The sequence below is a fragment of the Halomonas sp. LBP4 genome, from assembly GCF_003202205.1.
Classification (GTDB): domain Bacteria; phylum Pseudomonadota; class Gammaproteobacteria; order Pseudomonadales; family Halomonadaceae; genus Halomonas; species Halomonas flagellata.
In genome coordinates, this window is record NZ_PDOG01000011.1 from 36790 (window position 1) to 57109 (window position 20320).

The 20320-nt window shown below is 67.9% G+C and carries 19 protein-coding genes; 9 read left to right on the forward strand and 10 right to left on the reverse strand.

Annotation, left to right across the window (positions count from 1 at the left end; genetic code table 11):
• The 5 genes from CR157_RS23145 to CR157_RS21210 all read right to left on the reverse strand — a co-directional run.
• On the reverse strand, positions 1 to 162 hold a 162-nt coding region (locus CR157_RS23145; RefSeq protein ID WP_258364265.1), incomplete at its 3' end, for an NAD-binding protein.
• A 60-nt stretch (positions 163 to 222) separates the two neighbouring features.
• Positions 223 to 936, reverse strand: a complete 714-nt coding sequence (locus CR157_RS21195; protein ID WP_219999985.1) for a response regulator transcription factor — start codon at positions 934 to 936, stop codon at positions 223 to 225.
• Positions 926 to 2953 carry an ATP-binding protein gene (locus tag CR157_RS23150; RefSeq protein WP_110285509.1) on the reverse strand — a complete coding sequence of 676 codons (2028 nt, stop codon included), beginning with the start codon at positions 2951 to 2953 and terminating at the stop codon, positions 926 to 928. Before CR157_RS23150 ends, CR157_RS21195 begins: the two co-directional genes overlap by 11 nt.
• A 37-nt stretch (positions 2954 to 2990) precedes the next feature.
• Positions 2991 to 4472: a Trk system potassium transporter TrkI gene (trkI, locus tag CR157_RS21205; protein WP_110285510.1), complete on the reverse strand. Its 1482-nt coding sequence runs from the start codon at positions 4470 to 4472 to the stop codon at positions 2991 to 2993.
• 213 nt (positions 4473 to 4685) lie between these two features.
• Positions 4686 to 5015: a hypothetical protein gene (locus tag CR157_RS21210; RefSeq protein ID WP_110285511.1), complete on the reverse strand. Its 330-nt coding sequence runs from the start codon at positions 5013 to 5015 to the stop codon at positions 4686 to 4688.
• Positions 5016 to 5299: 284 nt separating this feature from the next.
• Between CR157_RS21210 and CR157_RS21215 the strand changes: the two genes are divergently transcribed.
• Positions 5300 to 5701 carry a hypothetical protein gene (locus CR157_RS21215; RefSeq protein ID WP_181422138.1) on the forward strand — a complete coding sequence of 134 codons (402 nt, stop codon included), beginning with the start codon at positions 5300 to 5302 and terminating at the stop codon, positions 5699 to 5701.
• 12 nt (positions 5702 to 5713) lie between these two features.
• Here CR157_RS21215 and CR157_RS21220 read toward each other — a convergent pair whose 3' ends face one another.
• On the reverse strand, positions 5714 to 7339 hold the full coding sequence (locus CR157_RS21220) for a putative bifunctional diguanylate cyclase/phosphodiesterase (protein WP_181422139.1): 1626 nt from the start codon (positions 7337 to 7339) through the stop codon (positions 5714 to 5716).
• 285 nt (positions 7340 to 7624) lie between these two features.
• On the opposite strand from CR157_RS21220, the gene CR157_RS23155 reads away from it, so the two are divergent.
• The 8 genes from CR157_RS23155 to CR157_RS21260 all read left to right on the forward strand — a co-directional run bounded on the left by CR157_RS23155 (position 7625) and on the right by CR157_RS21260 (position 14404).
• Complete coding sequence (locus CR157_RS23155; RefSeq protein WP_258364255.1) at positions 7625 to 7753, forward strand: hypothetical protein; 129 nt, start codon at positions 7625 to 7627, stop codon at positions 7751 to 7753.
• A 25-nt stretch (positions 7754 to 7778) separates the two neighbouring features.
• Entirely contained in the window at positions 7779 to 8537 is a 759-nt protein-coding gene (locus CR157_RS21230) for a Mut7-C RNAse domain-containing protein (RefSeq protein WP_110285513.1), read from the forward strand.
• 219 nt (positions 8538 to 8756) lie between these two features.
• Entirely contained in the window at positions 8757 to 9707 is a 951-nt protein-coding gene (gene thpD / locus CR157_RS21235; RefSeq protein ID WP_110285514.1) for an ectoine hydroxylase, read from the forward strand.
• Positions 9707 to 9937 (forward strand): hypothetical protein, encoded by a 231-nt coding sequence (locus tag CR157_RS21240; protein WP_110285515.1) that lies wholly within the window; start codon positions 9707 to 9709, stop codon positions 9935 to 9937. Before thpD ends, CR157_RS21240 begins: the two co-directional genes overlap by 1 nt.
• A gap of 49 nt (positions 9938 to 9986) precedes the next feature.
• Positions 9987 to 10454 (forward strand): (2Fe-2S)-binding protein, encoded by a 468-nt coding sequence (locus tag CR157_RS21245; protein WP_110285516.1) that lies wholly within the window; start codon positions 9987 to 9989, stop codon positions 10452 to 10454.
• A complete protein-coding gene (locus tag CR157_RS21250) occupies positions 10451 to 12775 on the forward strand; it encodes a molybdopterin cofactor-binding domain-containing protein (RefSeq protein ID WP_110285517.1) in 2325 nt (774 codons plus the stop codon). Before CR157_RS21245 ends, CR157_RS21250 begins: the two co-directional genes overlap by 4 nt.
• A gap of 2 nt (positions 12776 to 12777) precedes the next feature.
• Complete coding sequence (locus tag CR157_RS21255; protein ID WP_110285518.1) at positions 12778 to 13758, forward strand: XdhC family protein; 981 nt, start codon at positions 12778 to 12780, stop codon at positions 13756 to 13758.
• 22 nt (positions 13759 to 13780) lie between these two features.
• On the forward strand, positions 13781 to 14404 hold the full coding sequence (locus CR157_RS21260; protein WP_258364256.1) for a nucleotidyltransferase family protein: 624 nt from the start codon (positions 13781 to 13783) through the stop codon (positions 14402 to 14404).
• Between the two features lie 20 nt (positions 14405 to 14424).
• Here the strand turns inward: CR157_RS21260 and CR157_RS21265 are convergent, their stop codons facing one another.
• The 4 genes from CR157_RS21265 to CR157_RS21280 form a co-directional block, all read right to left on the reverse strand.
• The gene (locus CR157_RS21265; protein ID WP_110285520.1) at positions 14425 to 15198 is read right to left on the reverse strand and encodes an enoyl-CoA hydratase-related protein; all 774 of its coding nucleotides are present in this window, start codon (positions 15196 to 15198) and stop codon (positions 14425 to 14427) included.
• Positions 15199 to 15519: 321 nt separating this feature from the next.
• On the reverse strand, positions 15520 to 16368 hold the full coding sequence (locus CR157_RS21270) for a 3-hydroxybutyryl-CoA dehydrogenase (protein ID WP_110285521.1): 849 nt from the start codon (positions 16366 to 16368) through the stop codon (positions 15520 to 15522).
• Between the two features lie 127 nt (positions 16369 to 16495).
• Positions 16496 to 18310 carry an acyl-CoA dehydrogenase gene (locus tag CR157_RS21275; RefSeq protein ID WP_110285522.1) on the reverse strand — a complete coding sequence of 605 codons (1815 nt, stop codon included), beginning with the start codon at positions 18308 to 18310 and terminating at the stop codon, positions 16496 to 16498.
• A 391-nt stretch (positions 18311 to 18701) separates the two neighbouring features.
• Positions 18702 to 20105 (reverse strand): MFS transporter, encoded by a 1404-nt coding sequence (locus CR157_RS21280; protein ID WP_110285523.1) that lies wholly within the window; start codon positions 20103 to 20105, stop codon positions 18702 to 18704.
• Positions 20106 to 20320: the final 215 nt, after the last annotated feature.

The window sequence follows — 20320 nt, forward strand, 5'->3', positions numbered from 1 at the left end:
ATAGGAGCCCCGCCCCACCACGGTGCGGATGTCGAGCCGGGTATGCAGCTCGCGCAGCCGCTCGCCGTCGGTGTCCACCACCGTGATGTCGTTCTCCTCGCGGGCCAGGTGTTCGGCCAGGGTGCCGCCGACCTGGCCGGCGCCGAGAATGATGATCTTCATATCGCCGACTCCATGAAGGGTTCGTCTCGCGTCGAGTGTGAATGCCCGCCCGGCCGGTCGTCACCCGGGCGGGTCGGGCTCCGCCAGCAGGCGATAGCCGATCCCCGCCTCGGTCTGCAGCAGGTACGGCGCCTGGGGGTCGTCGCCGAGCTTGTGGCGCAGCTTGCTGACCACGATGCGCAGGTAGTGGGTGTCGTGGGCATGGGTCGGCCCCCACACCTCGCGCAGCAACTGGGTCTGGGTCACGACACGCCCGGCGTGCCTCACCAGGCGCTCCAGCACGGCATACTCCTTCGGTGTCAGGTGCACCGGCTCGTCGTCGAGGCTGACCCGCCGGGCGTCGAGATCGATGACCAGGCCGGCGCGGCGATAGCGCAATGCCGCCGGGTCATCACGGGCTCCCCCGTGGTGGCGCAGCAGCGAGCGCACCCGCGCCAGCAGCTCCTGGATGCCGAACGGCTTGGTGACATAGTCGTTGGCGCCGGTGTCCAGGGCTCGTACCTTCTCGGCCTCGTGCCCGCGCACCGAGACCACGATCACCGGGACCGAGCTGCGGGAGCGCAGCGAATCCAGCACCGCCTGGCCGTCCATGTCGGGGAGCCCCAGGTCCAGCAGCACCAGGTCGGGCGCCTCGTCCAGGCCACGCGACACCCCTTCGGCACCGGTCGCGGCCTCGAGCACCTCGAACCCCTGGGAGACCAGGCTGATACGCAGGAAGCGGCGAATCTGCGGCTCGTCGTCGACGATCAGCACCCGTCGGCGCTCAGTCATCATCGGGGTCCCCCTCTTCGTCTGCCGGCAGGGGCAGGTGCATCACGATACTGGTGCCGATGCCGCCGGGGCCGGGTTTCGCATCGATGCCGCCCCCATGGGCGCCGAGCATGCCACGGCAGATGGCCAGGCCGAGGCCGGTGCCGTAGCGGCTGCGATCGCCCTCGCCGCCGGTGAAGAACATGTCGAATACCGCCTCGCGGAGCTCGGGGGCGATGCCCGGGCCCTGGTCCGTCACCCTGATCTCGAGTTGCCGCTCCGCGGCGTCGAGTCGGGCGTGGATGCCGACCCTGCCGCCCGGTGGCGAGAAGCGCACGGCATTGTCGATCACGTTGACCAGGGCCTGTTCGATCAAGGCGGGGTGCACGTGCAGCAGCGGCAGCTCCTCGGGCCAGTCACGCTCGACCTCCACGCCCTCCAGGGAGGGCTCCAGCCGCCGCAAGGCGGCCGCCACCAGGTCATCCAGCGAGATCCAGTCGCGCTCGATCTTGAGGCTGCCGTGCCCCAGGCGCGTCATGTCCAGCAGGTTCTGGATGTAGCGGTTGAGTCGCTCGCTCTCGCTCAGGATGCCTTCGAGCAGCTCGCGCCGGTCCTGCAGGCTCAGCTGCGGCTCGAGTTCACGCAGCGAGCTGGCCGAGCCGATGATCGACGCCAACGGCGTGCGCAGATCGTGGGAGACCGAGGACAGCAGGGCCGAACGCAGCCGCTCGTTCTCCTCGGAGAGGCGCGCCGCGCCCAGCTCGCCGACCAGGCGGGTACGCTCCAGGGCCATGGTCAGTTGGCTGGACAGCGCCTCGATCAGCGCCTCCTGGTCGGGCCCCGGAGGCGTCTCGCGTACCGCCAGCTTCAGGCCCACGATGCCCAGCACTCGCCCCTGCTCCACCAGGGGCAACAGCCGCCATTGCTGTTCGGGCAGGTTCTCGGTGCCGATGCCACTGGGCTGGCGATGCTGCCAGCTCCAGCCCGCCGCCGTCAGCGCCCCCGCGTCCAGGGTCATGCCGGGCGGGGCCGCGTGGCGGATCGTCAGGTCGGCGCCCTCCTCATCCCGGTCGAGCAGCACCACCGGAACGCCCAGCCAGCGCTCCAGCGACGTGACACCGATATCGCCCACCTGGTCCCGGTCGGTGGCAGCCGACAAGGCGCGGGCATAGGTCAGCAGCCGGTGGGTCTGCTCCCGGCTGGAGCGCAGCGCCAGCAACCGGCGTCGCCCGCTGCCGGCGAGTTGGCCGACCACCACCGCCACCAGCAGGAAGAAGACCACGGTGAGCAGCTGCCCGTGCTCGACGATGGCCAGGGAGAAGCGCGGCTGGGTGAAGAAGAAGTTGAAGGCCAGGAAGCCGAGCGCGGCACTGAGCATCGCCGCCCGCGTGCCGGCCAGGGTGGCACTGACCAGCACCGCGGCGAGGAACACCAGCGACAGGTTGGCCAGCTCCAGCCAGGAGTCCAGCACCCCGGCCACGGTCACGGCGCCCAAGGTGCTGAGCAGCGCCATCGCCGGCTCACGCAAGCGCAGGGGCTGCCAGGTACGTCGAGGCTGGAACCGCGGGCGCCGCCGGGCCTCCGCCGCCACCACCAGGTCGAAGGTCCCGCCCTGGCGCAACAACTGCTCGGCGAGGGTACGGCGCCAGACACGCCAGCCAGAGGGGCGGGAACAGCCCACCAGCAGGGTGGCAATGCGATGCTCGCGGGCATAGTCGAGTAGCTCCGCGGCCCTGTCCTGCCCCTGGAGCACACGGGTCTCGCCGCCCAGCCGGTGCGCCATGGCGAAGCCCTTTTCCAGCCCCAGGCGACGCTCGGGGTCGTCGCGGCCGTTGTCCACGTGTATCGCCCTCCAGCGCACGCCGTCGCGCTCGGCCAGGCGATGGGCGGTGCGCACCAGGGCGGCATCCTCGCTGCCGCCGCTGAGTGCCACCAGCAAGCGCACGCCTTTCGCCGACGTCCGTCGAACTTGCTCGACAGCGCCCGGCGCTGCTGCCGACGGCAGGTCACTGGCGGGGGGTGGCTCGGGAGCTTCGTTCATCGATCCGGTCGTCCTCGAGGTCGGGGCATTCGTCAGCCTACTTGCGCCAGAACATCGGCGTCAGCAATACCAGCACGGTGAGGATCTCGAGCCGCCCCAGCAGCATGCCCACGCACAGCAGCCATTTGGCGGCATCCGGCAGCGACGCGAAGTTGCCGGCGGGGCCGATGATATCGCCCAGCCCCGGACCGACGTTGGCCACGGCCGTGGCGGCCCCGGAGAGGGCCGTGGTGAAGTCCAGCCCCATCATGGCCAGGCCCAGCGCCAGCCCGGCGATGGTGAGGAAGAAGAAGAACGAGAAGGCCACCACGCCGCGGGTGACGTCGTCGGTCAGTGGCTGATTGTTGTAGCGCGAGGCGAAGATCCCATGGGCATGGATCAGGAAGCGCAGCTGGTTGCGCAGCAGGATCACCGCCACCTGGAAGCGGAAGATCTTCATGCCGCCGCTGGTGGAGCCACTGCAGCCGCCGACGAAGGTCAGGTAGAAGAAGGCCACGAAGGCCAGTGCCCCCCAGGCGCTGTAGTCGTCCGACGCATAGCCGGTGGTGGTGACGACGGAAATGACGTTGAAGGCGACATGGGTCAGCGCCTCGAAGGGCGGCGTCCCCAGCCACATCCGCCAGCCGGTCAGCAAGAGGATCACCACCGCGAGCAGTAGCAGCAGCCCCTGCACCTGTTGATCGTGCCATAGCGCCAGGTGGGAGCCACGCAGGAACCGGATATAGAGCACGAAGGGCAAGGCCCCGGCGAGCATGAAGAGGCTGCCCATCCAGAGCAGGTGGGGACTGTCGGCGTAGGCGCCGAAGGAGGCATCGGAGTTGGCGAAACCGCCGGTGGCCAGCGAGGTCATGCCGTGCACCACGGCATCCAGCGGCGCCATGCCGCCGAGCCAGTAGGCGAGCATGGCCGTGAAGGTGAAACCGCAGTAGATGCCGAGGGTCGCCTTGGCGATGCCGCCGGTGCGCGGCATCACCTTGTCCGACCAGTCCGAGGACTCGGTATGGAACAGGCGCATGCCGCCCACCTTGAGGAATGGCAGGATGGCGATGCCCATGACGATGATGCCGATGCCACCGAGCCACTGCATGATGCCGCGCCACAGCTTGAGGCCATCGGACAGAAACTCGATGCCCACCAGAATCGTCGAACCGGTGGTGGTGATCGCCGATACCGACTCGAACACCGCATTGGTTACGGAGAGCCGGGATGCCGCCAGCACCAACGGCAGGCTGGCAAACCCGCTGATGGTGACCCAGCTCAGGGTGGTGAGCACGAACATCTGCCACGGCTTGAGTTCGACACTCACGTTCATCGTGGCCAGCCAGGTCAGCGCCACCGCGGCCAGCACGATGGCAATCGACAGGCCGAACGCCATGGCGTCGGGCTCCCCCTCGATCACCAGCACCGCCCAGGGCAGCACCATGAACAGGGCCAGCACCAGCCAGAGTACCGACAACACCTTCAATACCGGGGCCCAGTCCTGGACACGGGCCCCCACACGCAGGAACAGCGAATTCATCGCGGGCACGATCGCCCCCTGTCTTCGTGATCACGCCAAGGGCGGACACCCCTGCCCCGCCACCGCAGGCCGGACAGGGCACCAAGGAAGCTATCGAACCACGCCTGACTCTAAAAAATCCGTAAAACTTCGGCCGTGATGAGCGCCAGGCAGCTCGCCTTAACCACCACAGCCGAACGCCCCATGGCCCCGGGGCACCCCGGTAATGCGCTCCTACAGCCGCCGGGTCTCGATGACATAGCCGATGATGGGGTAGCCTGCCTGCCTGGCGGCCTTCTCGGCTTCCAGCTGTGCTTCGAGCTTGGAGATACTGGACGAGACATGCTCGAAGACGGTGTCCATCTCGAGCTGCTTCTTGCGCACCGCCAGCTTGATGACGTGCCCGGTCCGGTGGGATCCGGCCGGCTGCCTGACCCGGCCAGGCTCCCGGGCCGGCTTGGCCACCGGTGCCAGGGGCTTCGACTCTCTCCCCTTCCCGGGTTTCAGGAAAGCGTCGATCTCGCGACGCATGTTCTGCTCGAACTCGCTCAACTCCGTGGTCATCGTCTCTCCATCAGCCAACATCATGGTGCCAAAGATACCAGAACCGCGGCTCGAACAGCCACAGGACCCGACGACTCGCTGACAAGCCCGCCACCATTGGCGACCGGCACCACGACGCTCACAACCGACGAAGGCATCGGCATACCGGCAAACGTCGATGGCGACGGCTGGCTGGTCATCGGCAGCGCCGCATGGCGGGGCGGGGTTTGACAGGGTCTTCCCGGCTTGCCTACTATCGAGAGTGATTCTCGTTAACAAATCCATCCTGTCGAGCCCACGTCGCCATGAACGCAGAACGCTCCAAGGTGTATTACACCGCCGTCTTTCTGCACGTCTCCTTCCAGGCGATCAAGCGCTCCATGGCCGGCAGGGAGAGCGACAGCCTGCCCTGCTGGCTCGACACCAATCTGCTCATGATGCTGTCACGGGAGCTGCGCGCCTGCCGCGACCAGGGTGGCTACCTTGGCGATGCCCGGCAGGCGCTGGACGCCGCCTACTACCATTGCGGCCTGCTGCTCGCCCAGTGCCCGGGCGGGCTGAACAGCAAGCTCTGCCACCAGCACCTGGACGCCATCCTTCTGCCGCTGCAGCAGGCCATCGAGGTACTGGCCGCTCCCTGCGCCATGTCATCGACCGGCTTCTGGCAGGCCACGGCACGGCGCCTGCGCCGCGGCTGGCGCCGCTGACCGCCCTCCCTGTCAGGAGGGGTCGAGGCTCAGCCGTTGCCGAGCAGCGTACCCCTGGCACCACTCACGGTATTCCGATGCGGGAAGGGCCGGCGAAAAATAGAACCCCTGCGCCTGGTCACAGCCCAGCTCACGCAGACACTCATGCTGTCCGGCGGTTTCCACCCCTTCGGCGGTCACCACCAGCTCCAGGGCGTGGCCCACGTTGATCATGCAAGCCATCAGGTCGCGCGCCCGCTTGTCCTCTTCCAGACCAACGACGAAGGCGCGATCGATCTTGAGGCCCGTGATCGGCAGGTGGCGCAGGTATTCGAAAGACGCGAAGCCGGTGCCGAAATCGTCGATACTCACGCCCACGCCAAAATCACGCATTCGTTGAATGGCCTGGCGCGCCGCCTCCAGGTCACCGATCAAGGCGCTTTCGGTGATCTCCACTTCCAGGGTGTGTGCCCGCGAGCCGAGCCGTTCGACGAGCTTTCGGATGACCTGCAGCAGTTCCTCGTCGTACAGGTTATGCACCGAGAGGTTGATGCTCACCTCGCCCTGCCCCGTTTCATGTTCCGCGAATCGGCAAGCCTGCTCGACAACGAAGCGAGTGACCGGCGAGATCAGGGTCGTGCTCTCGACCTTGGGCATGAACATCCCCGGCGGGATCAGGCCGCCGTCGCTGCCACGCCAGCGAATCAACCCCTCGCAGCCGCACACCCGACCATCGGCGAGGCGAATCTTGGGTTGATAGTGCAGTTCGAACTCGCCCTCTGCCAGGCCTTTCCTCACCCGGGCGATCAACTGTATGGCGTGGACCGTGCGCCGCTGGAAGGCGGGAGAATAACGGCTGTGGGAAAGCCGCCTTTCAATGGCGGCGAACATGGCGATTCTCGCCTCATGAATCAAGGTCTCGGGTGAGCCTTCTTCTTCTGATGCAACGCTACTGCCCATCACCAACTGCACGCGAATGGGCACCTGCTGTATCTGCAGGCTCTCCTCCCCGATCTCCGTCAGGCGCCCCGCTATGCGTGTCAGGTCATCCGGCACGATATCGCTGACAATGAGTGCCAGCTCGGCGTTGCTGAATCGGTAGGCCGTCGCTCCCCCACGAATCGCATGTCGCAGGCGCTCCCCCATGGCGAGAATCAGTTCATCGGACGCATCCATCCCCATGGCTTCCATGACGTCCGTGATATCGGTGATCCTGACCAGCATCAGCCCCACCGACTTCCCCTCCTTCCGATGACGCAGGCTCTCGAGGAGATCCTCCTCCAGGGCGACCATATTGGGAAACCCCGACCGGGGATCGACGCGGGCCACGGCGATACGCTCTTCGGTCGCCTGGCGTCGCGACTGGAACAACCAGCCGGCCACCCCGCCCAGGAGCAGAAACATCACGGCACGCATCAGCCAATTGGCCGACGACTGGGCAGTGCCGGCATCCACATGCAGCGGCATGAACGCCATCAGCATGCCGGCGACCAGGGCCACGATCAGCCCCCCGGGCAGCAGATACCAGGCGGCGCCGAGCAGCACCGGAATCATCATCAGGTAAGGATAGGCGTAGGCAGTTCCACCGGTGAAATAGACCACCAGGCTCCCCAGCATCAACAACACCCCCAAGACGCCGACGTTCCTCACATGCTTCACCGAACTAGGTGTCGTATCGAGGTATCGACGTCTCATCTTCAAGATGTTGCGGACAACGGATTCCATGGCGAGCCGACCTCTTTATTCCTGGTATTTATAACAATCTCCTGCACCCCTATGATCCGCCATTCGTGGATACACTCGCCCACGCATGTAAGCGTATGTCACTGAGCCAGCAGCGCCAGCCGCGGTATCAACGCGGGCCCGGCATCTCAGGGTAACCGGTTTTGGCCCGATCCTGCTCTCCTCGCTGTGGGGCGTGTCCTTCATCTTCATGCGGGGGCGGTGCCCGAGTTCGAGCCCGTGCCGCTGATCCTGGTGCGCATGGGCATGGGGGCGGCACTGCCGATCCCCCTGCCCGGCACGGCCATCGCCACCCGGATGGTTCGGCCGGGCCGGCGGGAAGTGTCGTAAACTAGCAGTCAGCCGGGGGCACGCCATGGCCGACGCCACTTTCCGTTTCCATGCCGAGTTGAACGACTTCCTGCCGCGGGAGAGGCGCGGCAGGACCTTCGGCCATGCGTTCGAGCGCCGGGCCGCCATCAAGGACGTGATCGAGTCCCTGGGGGTGCCGCACACCGAGGTCGACGTCATCCTGATCGATGGGGCTTCAGTGGGCTTCGAGGCCATCCTGCGCGACGGCGATCGGGTCGAGGTCTACCCCTGGTCGCTGGCCGCGCCGGTCGAGTCGCCCCGGCACCTGCGGCCGCGGCCACCGGCCGAGCCTCGTTTCGTACTGGATGCCCATCTGGGCAGGCTGGCCCGCTACCTGCGCCTGCTCGGTTTCGACTGCCGCTACCGCAACGACGTCACCGACGGCGAACTGGCCGCCTGCGCCGACGAGGAGCAGCGCATCCTGCTCACCCGCGACCGCCCGCTGCTCAAGCGCAAGCGCATCTCCCTGGCCCACTTCGTGCGTGCCGACGATCCCTGGCGGCAGGTCGAGGAGGTCTGCAACACCTTCGACCTTCATGGGGCCTTCGCCCCCTTCACCCGCTGCACGCGCTGCAACGGCCGGCTGGAACCGGTCGACAAGGCAGAGGTCCTCGAACGCCTCGAGCCCCTGACGAGGCGCTATGTCGAGCGTTTCCTGCAGTGCGATAGCTGCGGCCAGGTCTACTGGCACGGCAGCCATGTCGCGCGCATGCAGGCACTGGTGGAACGGCTGCGACAAGGACGCTCGTCACCAACGGCCTGATCGGCCCGGTTCGGGCCAACGAACTTGAACTCACGCGCCCCCACCCCGAAATCATCCACACGGGCGGGGGCGTCCTTGATCGAGCCACCGGTCGAGTCCTTCGCCGTGACGGAGGTACGGGTCTCGTCCCGACCACGAGCGAACCATCGGTGAATCAGTAAAAACTTGCTTACTGGATATTCAAGGGGGGCATTGCAGACACCATGAGGAGGTTTTCCCATGATCACTCGCCTGGACCCCTATCCGACTCGCGTGAAGGAGTACCGCGAGCCATTCAGAAGGCTGGACCCGATCGTGCATGCTCGCAACCAGCGGCGCTGGGAGGGGCCTCTGGATGAAGTGGCGCTCTCGCGTTACGAGAGAGACGGCTTTCTATGGTTCGAGGGTTTCTTCTCCAAGGATCGTATCGACCCCTTCTTCGCGGAACTCAGGGAGATGGCCAACGACGAGGAGCTGATGCGCTCCGAGCAGGTCATCCAGGACCCCAACAGCGGTGCCATCCGCTCCGTGTTCGGCATGCACGAAATCTCGGAGCTCTTCGACCGACTGACCCGGGACCCGCGCATCCTGGGGATGGTGCGGCAGTTGCTGGGCAGCGAGGTCTACATTCACCAGTCACGCATCAATGACAAGTACGGCTTCCAGGGTAGCGGCTTCGACTGGCATTCGGACTTCGAGACCTGGCACTCGGAAGACGGCATGCCACGGATGCGGGCCGTGAGCGCCTCGCTGATGCTGACCGACAACAACGAATTCAATGGTCCGCTGATGCTGATCCCCGGCTCTCACCGCCTGTTCGTCCCCTGCGTGGGGGAAACGCCGGAAATGAACTGGACGGAGTCCCTCAAGGCGCAACGGCTGGGGGTGCCGGATCAGGACGCCTTGGCCATGCTTGCCGAGAACGGTGGTATTCAGGCGCCCAAGGGACCGGCCGGGTCGCTGCTGTTGTTCGAGTGCAATACGCTGCACGCCTCGAACGAGAACATGTCACCCTGGCCGCGCTCCAACCTGTTCTTCGTCTACAACAGCGTGGACAACATCCTGGTCGAGCCCTATGCCGCGCCCGCCCCGCGGCCCGAGTTCCTCGGCACGCGCCGCAATATCGAGCCGCTGACGATGCATGACGACTTCCCGGAACTCGCCGGGCAGGGGGTCAGCCCGCTGCGCTGATGGCGAATTGCTCGCCGGCGAGCAGCGCTGCCTCCCCCATCGCCGTGGCCGAGACCTGCGACTTCATGCTCGATACCGGGCCGGTGCAGCACGCTGCGCTGAAAGATGGCGGCCCCCATGTCCTGTCTGGACTGCTCAACCTCACCGGGCCGGCCGTCGGGGGCTTCAACCCGGTGTTCAAGCACCGCGTGATCGATAGGGCCTCGCTGAAGGACGCTCCCGGGGCTTAGCGTCTACTCTTGGATAGGTGCGCCGTGACAACAAGACAGGAGAGGGAGCATGGTTACCCTGACGATCAACGGTGAGGATCACGAGCTGGATGTGCCGGAGCAGATGCCGCTGCTCTGGGCCCTGCGCGACGTCGTCGGGCTTACCGGTACCAAGTTCGGCTGCGGCATGGCGCAGTGCGGCGCCTGCACGGTTCACCTGGATGGCGAGGCGGTGCGCTCCTGCGTCACCCCCGTCGCCCAGGCCCAGGGGCGGGCGATCACCACTCTCGAGGCCATCGGCGACGACGAGGTCGGAAGCCGCGTCCAGCAGGCCTGGCTGGATCTCGGCGTGGCGCAGTGCGGTTACTGCCAGGGCGGGCAGATCATGAGCGCCACGGCGCTGCTCAAGCAGACGCCGGACCCGGACGACGAGCGGATCCTGGACGCCATGGCCGGCAATCTGTGCCGCTGCGGCACCTACAACCGCATTCGTCAGGCCATTCATCGGGCCGCCGCCCACGGGGAGGAGCAGGCATGAGCACCTATCGTGACACGCTGCTACTGGCCAATGTCAGCCGTCGCCACTTCCTCAAGGGGCTCGCCGCGAGCGGCGCCCTGGTGCTCGCCGCCCGCTGGGATCTTTCCCTGGCCCAGGACGAGGAAGAAGCCAGCTACGGGGCGGACGGCATGCCCCACGGCTGGGTCGACGACCCCAACGTCTTCATCCGCATCGACGAGGACGGCACGGTCACCGTCGTCAATCACCGTGCCGAAATGGGTCAGGGCATTCGCACCAGCCTGGTGATGGTAGTCGCCGACGAGCTCGGCGCCGACTGGGATCGGGTCCGGGTCGAGCAGGCGATCGGCCACGAAGAGCGCTACGGCAATCAGGATACCGACGGCTCGCGCAGCATGCGCCACTGGTTCGATCCCATGCGGCGCGCCGCCGCGGCGGCGCGGACCATGCTGGAACAGGCCGCCGCCGAGCAGTGGGAGGTCCCGGTCGAGGAGTGCCGTGCCGGGGTGCATGTGGTGATCCATGCGCCCAGCGGTCGTGAGCTCGGCCTCGGCGCGCTGGCCGCGGCGGCCAGTCAGCTGCCGGTGCCCGAGCGTGACACCCTCCGGCTCAAGTCGCGGGACGAGTGGCGCTACATCGGTCGCGAGAATGTAAAGACCGATCGCCCCCTGGCCATCGACGGGGAGGATATCGTCACCGGCCGCGCGGTCTATGGCGCCGACGTGATGCTCGACGACATGCTCTACGCGGTGATCGCCAGGCCACCGGTCTACGGCGCCACCCTGGCCAGCGTCGACGACAGCGCGGCCCTGGAGGTCCCCGGGGTGGTCCGGGTGGTGGAGATCGACGGCGCCGTGCAGCCGGCCGGCTTCGCGCCGCTGGGCGGCGTGGCGGTGGTCGCCGAGAACACCTGGGCGGCCATCCAGGGGCGCGATGCCCTGGAGATCGAGTGGGACACCGAGAGCGCCGGCGACAACGCCGGCTACGACTCGACGGCCTATCGCGAGGCACTGGAGGAAGCCGCCCGGTCGCCCGGCCGGGTGATCCGCGAGCAGGGCGATATCGAGGCGGCCCTGGCCGACGCCGAAACCCGTCTCGAGGCCACCTACTACATGCCGCACCTGGCCCATGCGACGATGGAGCCACCCGCCGCCCTCGCCCGCCTGGCGGACGGCAAGGCGGAGATCTGGGCACCGGTGCAGTCCCCCCAGGCCGCCCGGGATGGTGTGGCCGGGCGCCTGGGCCTCGAGCCCGAGGATGTCACCGTCAACGTGACCCTGCTGGGCGGCGGCTTCGGCCGCAAGTCCAAGCCTGACTTCGTGCTCGAGGCCGCCAGCCTGGCCGGCGAGTTCGAGGGGCGTCCCGTGCGGGTCCAGTGGACGCGCGAGGACGATATCCAGCATGACTATTTCCACGCGGTGTCGGTGGACCGCCTGGAGGCGGGCCTGGATGGGGACGGCAAGGCGCTCGCCTGGCGCCACCGCACCCTCTCGCCGAGCATCGGCTCGCTGTTCGGACCCGACCCCAAGCACAAGGTGGATTTCGAGCTCGGCATGGGCTTCACCGCGACGCCCTTCGATATTCCCGCCATGAGCCTGGAGAACCCCGAGGCCGCGGCACACGTGCGCATCGGCTGGTACCGCGCCGTCTACAACCTGCCGCACGCCTTCGCCATCCAGAGCTTCGTCGCCGAAATGGCCGAGGCGGCGGGCCGCGACCACCGCGACTACCTACTGGAACTGCTGGGTCCCGCGCGGCAGATCGATCCTCGGGAGATCAACGAGGGCTGGAACTACGGCGAGGACCCCGAACGCTACCCCGTCGATATCGGCCGCCTGCGCGCCGTGGTCGAGAAGGCCACCGAGGAGGCCGGCTGGGGACGCGACCTGCCCGAGGGACGTGGCCTGGGGCTGGCGGTGCACCACAGCTTCGTCTCCTACACCGCGGTGGTGTTCGACGTGGAAGTCGACGGTGACGGCGGGCTCACCATCCACAGCGCCGATATCGCCTTCGATTGCGGCCCCCAGGTGAATCCCGAGCGCATCCGCGCCCAGATGGAGGGGGCTTGCGTCATGGGCATCGGCAACGCCCTGCACAGCGAGATCACGGTCAGCGAGGGACGCATCGAGCAGGACAACTTCCATCAGTACCTGATTCCGCGTATGCCCCAGGCGCCCCGCGTGACACGCGTGCATCTGATCAACGACAGCTCCGAGGCACCCATGGGCGGCGTCGGCGAGCCCGGCGTACCCCCGGTGACGCCAGCACTGTGCAACGCGATCTTCGCCGCCACCGGCAAGCGCATCCGCCGCCTGCCGATCGGCGACCAGTTGGTGAGCTGACCATGCAGCACCTGGACTTGCAGGTCATCGAACGGGCGCTGGCCTGGGCGCGCGAGGGCGAGACGGTGTGGCTGTGCACGGTGCTCGCGACCTTCGGCTCCTCGCCCCGCGAGCCCGGCTCCTGGCTGGTGGCACGAGGGGACGGCCGGCATGTCGGCTCGCTATCGGGGGGCTGCGTCGAGGAGGACTTCCTCGCGCGGCTTTGCGACGGCGAGTTCGACCGCCCGGTAACCGTGCTGCGCTACGGGGATCCCGACGCGCCCCAGGGGGCGAGGGTCGCGCTGCCCTGCGGCGGTGTCCTGGAGGTGCTCATCGAGCGATTGCCGCCGGACTCCCCCACCTTGGTGCACCTCGAGGTTGTGCACGCCACCCTGCTCGGGCGACGCCGGCTGATGCGCTGCGTCGACCTGGCGAGCGGCGTGCACCATTTCCTCGACGACCCGGGACCGGGGCCGCGGGTGGTCCGCGACGGCGAGCGGGGCACGGTGCAGATGCGCATTGCGCCTGCGGCCCGACTGATCGTCGCCGGGATCTCGCCGGTCAGCCAGTACTGCGTGCAGTTCGCCCAGGCGCTGGGCTTCGAGGTGATCGTCTGCGACCCCCGCGAGGAGGTCCACCGCGACTTCGCGGTGCCCGGCGTGGAGGTCCAGGCGGTGCTGCCCTCGCAGTTCATTGCCTCGGGTGCCTGCCACGCGGCCACCGCCGTGGTGGCCCTCACCCACGACCCGCGCATCGACGACCTGGCGATGATCGAGGCGGTGCGCACCCCGGCCTTCTATATCGGGGTGATGGGCTCGCGGCGCACCTCCGAGGCGCGTGCCGAGCGGTTGCGCCGCTCCGGTGGCCTGAGTGAGGCCAATATCGCCCGCCTGCATATGCCGATCGGCCTGGACCTGGGCAGCAAGACGCCCGCCGAGATCGCACTCGCGGTGATGGCCGATATCGTCCGCATGCAGCGTGGCAGGTCGCGCGATGCCCTCTGAGACGCCCCTCTCGGTGCCCATCGTGGCAGTCGTACTGGCCGCCGGCTATTCGCGCCGCTTCGGCGCCGCCGACAAGCGCATTGCCCGCCTGCCGGATGGCCGACGGCTGCTGGCCGACACGGTGACCCGGGCGCAGGAGGCCTTTCCCCTGCTGCGCGTGGTGCTGCGCGAGGAGGACGACCCGGCCGCCCTGGGCCTGCCCCGGGAGACGCCCCTCCTCCGCGCCCCCCGGGCCGAGCGCGGGCTGGGAGCAAGCCTGGCCGATGCCATCGCCGCCATCGCCGGCGACGACGCCCTGGCCGATACCGGGGCCGCCGCCATCCTGCTGGGGGATATGCCGGATATTGCCGTGACGCCCCTTGCGACCTTGAGCAGCCAGGCCGACCGCTCGCGTATCCTGCGGCCTAGTTACGCCGGCCACCCCGGCCACCCGGTATTCTTCGGCCGCGACTTCTGGCCCGAACTCGCGGCCCTGAACGGCGACGATGGCGCTCGAGACGTCATCCGCCGGCATCGCGACCGCTATCGGGAGATCGCCGTCGAGGATCCCGGCGTCTGCCGCGATATCGATACCCCCGCGGAACTCGCACGAGGCGCCACCCTCCTGATACGCAACGGCCGGGGCACCAAGGCCCCGGCCAGCTAGCACGCCACTGCCGTCGATGCTCAGAAGTTGGGCTTGCGCTTCTCGACGAAGGCGCTCATGCCCTCGCTCTGCTCCTCGCCAGCGAAACAGAAGGCGAACAGGCTGGTCTCCAGCGCGAGCGCGCTGTCGAGGTCCTGGTCCATGCCGTCGTGCACCGCCTGCTTGGCGCTGCGCACCGCCGCCGGGCCATTGCCGCCGAGCTGCTTGGTGAGTTCCTCGGCATAGGCCTCGAGCTCGGCCTGGGGCATCACCCGGTTGACCAGGCCGATGCGCAAGGCCTCCTGGGCATCGATCTTGCGGCCGGTGGTGACCAGGTCGAGCGCCATGGCGGGGCCGACGCGGCGCGGCAGCCGCTGGGTGCCGCCGAAGCCGGGGATGACGCCGAGCAGCACCTCGGGCTGGCCGAAGATGGCATTGTCGCTGGCCACGGCCCAGTCGCAGGCTAGTGCCAGTTCGCAGCCGCCGCCAAGGCAGAAGCCGTTGACCAGGGCGACGACCGGCACCGGCAGGGTCTCCAGGCGCTTGAGGGTACGCAGCGCCTGGCTGGCGAAGGCACGGGCCTGCTCCGGGGTCTTGTCGCGCATCTCGGCGATATCGGCACCGGCGACGAAGGACTTCTCGCCGTCACCGGTGATCAGCACGGCGCGCAGGTCATCGCGCTTCTCCAGGTCGCTCAGTACCGCTTCTAGCTCATCGATCACGGCGCTGTTGAGGGCATTCAGCGCCTTGGGGCGGGTGATAGTCAGGCGGACGACGCCGGCGTTGTCGACGACCTCGATCAGTTTGTCGCTCATGGTGGCTCCTGGTCTTGCTAACAGCGTTCTTGTCGAAAGGGATACCGACCCACCCTAGCGAACGCTAGGTTGGGCGGCAATCCCCTCTTTTGTCGGTAAGGGCAATCTTAGCTACGTACGCAAGGGGCGCCGGGGACAGGTCGTAGAGGAGGTCCTACGCCAGGGGTGAGGAGGATTCCTCCGAACGGGCTGGCCATGGATGGCCAGCACCGGCCCTGCAAGCGAAGCGGGACGCGAGAGCGCAGCAGGGCGTCGGTAGCGTACAGGGAAGTATTCACAGCGCCTCCTCGTAGACCTGTCGCCGGAAAAGCCCCGAGCCATTCATCCGTAAACGTGGAAGCCACGGCCGGTCTTCCGGCCCAGGTAGCCGGCGGCAACCATGCGCTTGAGCAGCGGGCAGGGGCGATACTTGGGATCGCCGAAGCCTTCCTGCAGCACCTCCATGATCGCCAGGCAGACGTCCAGGCCGATCAGGTCGGCGAGCGCCAGCGGGCCCATGGGGTGGGCGGCGCCCAGTTTCATCGACTGGTCGATGTCCGCCGGGGTCGCGGCCCCCTCCTGGAGCAGGAAGGCGGCCTCGTTGATCATCGGCACCAGCAGGCGGTTGACGGCAAACCCGGGGGAGTCGGCGATGGCCACGGCGGTCTTGCCCAGGTCACGGGCCAGGCTCTCGATGCGTGCCACGGTGGCGTCACTGGTCTGCTCGGCGCGGATCACCTCGACCAGCCCCAGCACCGGCACCGGGTTGAAGAAGTGCATGCCCACCACCCGTTCGGGGCGCTCGCACACTGCGGCGAGCCGGGTCAGCGACAGCGACGAGGTGTTGGAGGCGAGTATCGCATCGTGGGTCAGGTGGCTGAGGTCGCGGAACAGCTTCTCCTTCAGCGCCGGCTGCTCGGGGGCGGCCTCGATGATCACCTCGCAGTCGCGCAGGGCGTCCAGCGCGGTGCTGGTCGACAGGCGCGCCAGGGCGGCGTCCTTGTCGGCCTCGGCGAGCTTCTCCTTGGCGACCAGCTTGCCGAGGCCCTTGTCGATGGCGCCGCGGGCGCGCGTCAGCTGCTCGTCGGCGACGTCGTAGAGCTGGACGTCGAAGCCACTGGACACCAGCACCTGGGCGATGCCCTGCCCCATGGTGCCGGCGCCGACCACGCCGATCGATTGTTGGCTCATTTGCACTCTCCTGTTGCGTATCGTTCGGCCCCGCCTCGCGGGACAGTATTCGTCAGCCGGTCAAGCATATCGCCCTCCTGCGTGGCCTTCGATCACCGCATGGCGAAGGCGCGAACAGCGGCCGGACTCAGTGGACGGCGGCATCGAAGGCGGCGAGGCTGGCCATGCCGGCCTCGATCACCGCGCGGTTGGCGCGGCCTACCGGCAGCCAGTGGCGAAGGGCGAAGTCGGCGCTCTGCAGCTTGGCGGTGTAGAAGGGATCATCGCTGCCGGCGTCGAGGGCGGCGCGGGCCTTGAGTGCGGTGCGGCCCATCTGCCAGGCGCACAGCACATGGCCGGCGAGGGCCAGGAAGGGGGTGGCGTAGGCCTGGACGGCATCGGGGCCGAACTCGGGATCGGCGCCCTGCTCCAGCACCAGGACCAGGGCGGCGCGCAGGTCGGCGGCGCCGGCGGCCAGGCTCTCGCCGAGGCTGGCTAGCTCGGGGCTGGCCGCCAGCGCCTGGGCGGTGGCCTCCACGTCGTCGATCAGGCTCATGAGCGCAGCGCCGCCGTCGCGCTGCAGCTTGCGCCCGGCCAGGTCGAGGGCCTGGATGCCGTTGGTGCCCTCGTAGATGGGCGCGATACGGGCATCGCGCAGCAGCTGGGCGGCGCCGGCCTCCTCGATATAGCCCATGCCGCCGTGCACCTGGATACCCAGGGAGGCGATCTCCACGGCCTGGTCGGTGGAGAACGCCTTGACCACCGGGATCAGCACCTCGACCCGCGCCTGGGCGGCCCGGCGCTCGGCGTCGCCGGCAGCGTGACGGGCCACGTCGAGCTGGGCGGCGCAGTAGAGCGCCAGCGCCCGCAGGGCGTCGGTGCGGGCGCGCATCGAGAGCAGCATGCGGCGCACGTCCAGGTGGTCGCTGATCGTGCAGTCGCCGGCGCCGCGGGCCTTCGGGCTGCGGCCCTGCACACGATCCAGGGCGTAGGCGAAGGCGTGCTGACAGGCGCGCTCGGCCACCCCGATGCCCTGCACGCCGACCTTGTGGCGCGCCTCGTTCATCATGGTGAACATGTGGTTGAGCCCGCGCCCCTCCTCGCCCACCAGGTAGCCGATGGCGCCGTCGTGCTCGCCGAAGCTCAAGGTGCAGGTGGGCGAGCCGTGGATGCCGAGCTTGTGCTCGATGGAGGCGCAGACCACGTCGTTGCGCTCACCGAGTGAGCCATCGGCGCCCACCAGGGACTCAGGCTCCAAGTACTTCGGCACCAGGAACAGCGAGATGCCCCTGTTGCCCTCGGGGGCGTCCGGGGTGCGCGCCAGCACCAGGTGAATGATGTTCTCGGCGGCGGCGTGCTCGCCCCAGGTGATAAAGATCTTTTGCCCGAAGAGTCGATACCGTCCCGGCTCTGCACTGCAGGGCACGGCGCGGGTGCGTACCCGGGAGAGATCGGAGCCGGCCTGGGGTTCGGTGAGGTTCATGGTGCCGGTCCAGCTGCCCTCGACCAACCGCGGCAGGTAAAGGGCCTTCTGCTCGTCGCTGCCGTGATGGGCCAGCGCCTCGATGGCGCCGGCGGTGAGCATGGGGCACAGGCCCAGCGCCATGTTGGCGCCGTGGAGCATCTCCTGCACGGCGCTGGCCACCACCTCGGGCAGGCCCTGGCCGCCCAGCGCCTCGCTGACGCCGATGCCGTTCCAGCCGCCCTCGACGTAGGCCCGGTAGGCCTCGATAAAGCCATCAGGAAGCTGTACGCGGCCCTCCTTCAGTTGGCAGCCCTGGGCGTCGCCGCTGGCGTTGAGCGGTGCCCACACATCGTTCGCCAGCCTGGCGGCCTCTTCCAGCACCGCCTCGACCAGGTCGGGGCTGGCCTCCTCGAAGCCGGGAAGCGAGAGCGAGCCGTGTTCGAGCAGCTCCTCCAGCACGAAGCGGAAGTCGCGGACGGGGGCGGCGAAAGGGAACATGAAGGCACCTCAGGGAAAAATGATAACGGAGATAGTATATTCACTACTTTTCGTTAACCATTATCCCTAGGTCCTAGAAGCATCCAAGCTGCGGGCTCAAACCCGGGCGCCTACCCACGAATGTCTCGTCAATGGCGGCACCTTCGCCACAAAAGGCGCCGAGGCATGCCCCTATGGGGTCAGACCCCAGCCAAGTCGCGAAGCCCGTCATGGTGCGTCTTGCGAGCGGATTCGACGCCGCCGGGGTCTGACCCCATAGGGACCGGCAGCGCTGGCAGCCTGCTACCCAGCCATGCCCAACACATTGATAATGCTGAAATGTTTCTGGGGAGGCCTCAGGGTATGACCCCATAGGGTCTCCCTGCGCTGGCAACCAGCCACCAGAGAGCCCTCAGCCCCGGGATTCCTGCAGCTCGGCGTTGGATGACGCCTCCTCCTCGGGCTCGTCATCATCGTAGTAGACGACATGCGTCTCGTCGGCGGCTGGCGGGCCCACCAGCGGCTCGGCCACCTCCACCTCGGGCACGGCGTCGGAGAGATCCTCCATGTGCTCGTGCTCGATGGCGCCCTGCACCAGTTCCTCGGTGACGGCGAGCTCGGCGCCCACCGACGACATCGGTGTGGTGGGCGAGAACGGCGCCACCGGCACCGGCGCCGGGCGCACGCTGCGCCGCCAGGCGAAGAAACCCACCAGGAAGAGCCCCAGGGCACCGAAGGCCCAGAACAGCCCGGCATCGCCCAGCGTCGCCATGACCGGCGAGATCATCGGCGGGCTGACGGTGGAGCCGATGGCGTTGATCAGCAGCAGGCCCTGGCTCATGCGCACCAGGGCACCGGCCGGGGCACGGTCGGCGGCGTGGCTCACCGACACCGGGTAGAGGGCGAAGACGCCGCCGCCGAGCAGGAACAGCAGGCCGGCGAGCACCCAGGGGTTGAGCGGCAGCCACAGCATGCCGGCGGAGATCAGGGTACAGAAGGCCCCGATCAGGATCAGCACCAGTTGGCGGTCGTGGCGGTCGGACCAGCGGCCGATGGGGTACTGCAGCAGCATGGCACCGAGCACCACCACCGCCATCATCTGGCCGATCTGGCTCACCGTCAGGCCAACGCGCTGCAGGTAGAGCGGCAGCAGGGAGTAGACCGCGGCCACGGCGAGCCCCGAGCCGAAGCTGCCCATCACGCCGGTGGGCGTCAGGGTGATCAACCGCATCGGCGAGAGCGGCTCGGCGTGCTCGATCAGCGGCGAGACCCGCGGGATCATCGCCATCGGCAGCACCGACAGCGAGGCGAGCAGGCCGATCACCATGAAGGGGGCCGTCACGCCCATGGCATCGGTCACCCCCAGCAGCAGTTGACCGATCGCCCCGGCGGCATAGAGCGAGATCATGTAGAGCGCCAGCAGGCGTCCGCGGACCTTCTGGTCGCCGGCGGTGAGCAGCCAGCTCTCGATCACCAGGTAGACCCCCACGGTGGCCCAGCCGCCGATCAGGCGCAGCACGAACCAGGCCCAGGGCTCGAAGAACAGCCCCTGCAGCAGCACCGTGACCGCCACCAGCGAGGCGAAGCTGCCGTAGGCGCGGATATGGCCGATGCGCAGCAGCAGCCGGTCGTTGAACATGGCGCCCAGCGCCAGGCCGATGAAATAGGCCGACGACACCCAGCCGATCACCACCGGCGACTCGCCGGCGGCGTCCAGGCGCAGGGTGATCAGGGTCGCCAGGAAACCGTTGCCGATCCCGAGGATGAAGAGCCCCAGCAGGGGCGCCAGGGCCATGACCAGCAGTTGCCGCGACATGAACGGGCCTCACAGCAGCAGGTGAAACGAGAGAGAAGCGTGGCAGAAAATGCCGGACGGCACCTTGTCGGAGGTCAGGGGTCGGCGGCCCCCGAGGATGCCGACGCAGCACCGGAGCGCGCGAATCATACGCCTGCCCATCGCCAAGTCAATCGCTTTGTGGGTGACACCCGCCAGCCCCGGAATCTTGCCCGGCGAACGACCGGGAATTCAGT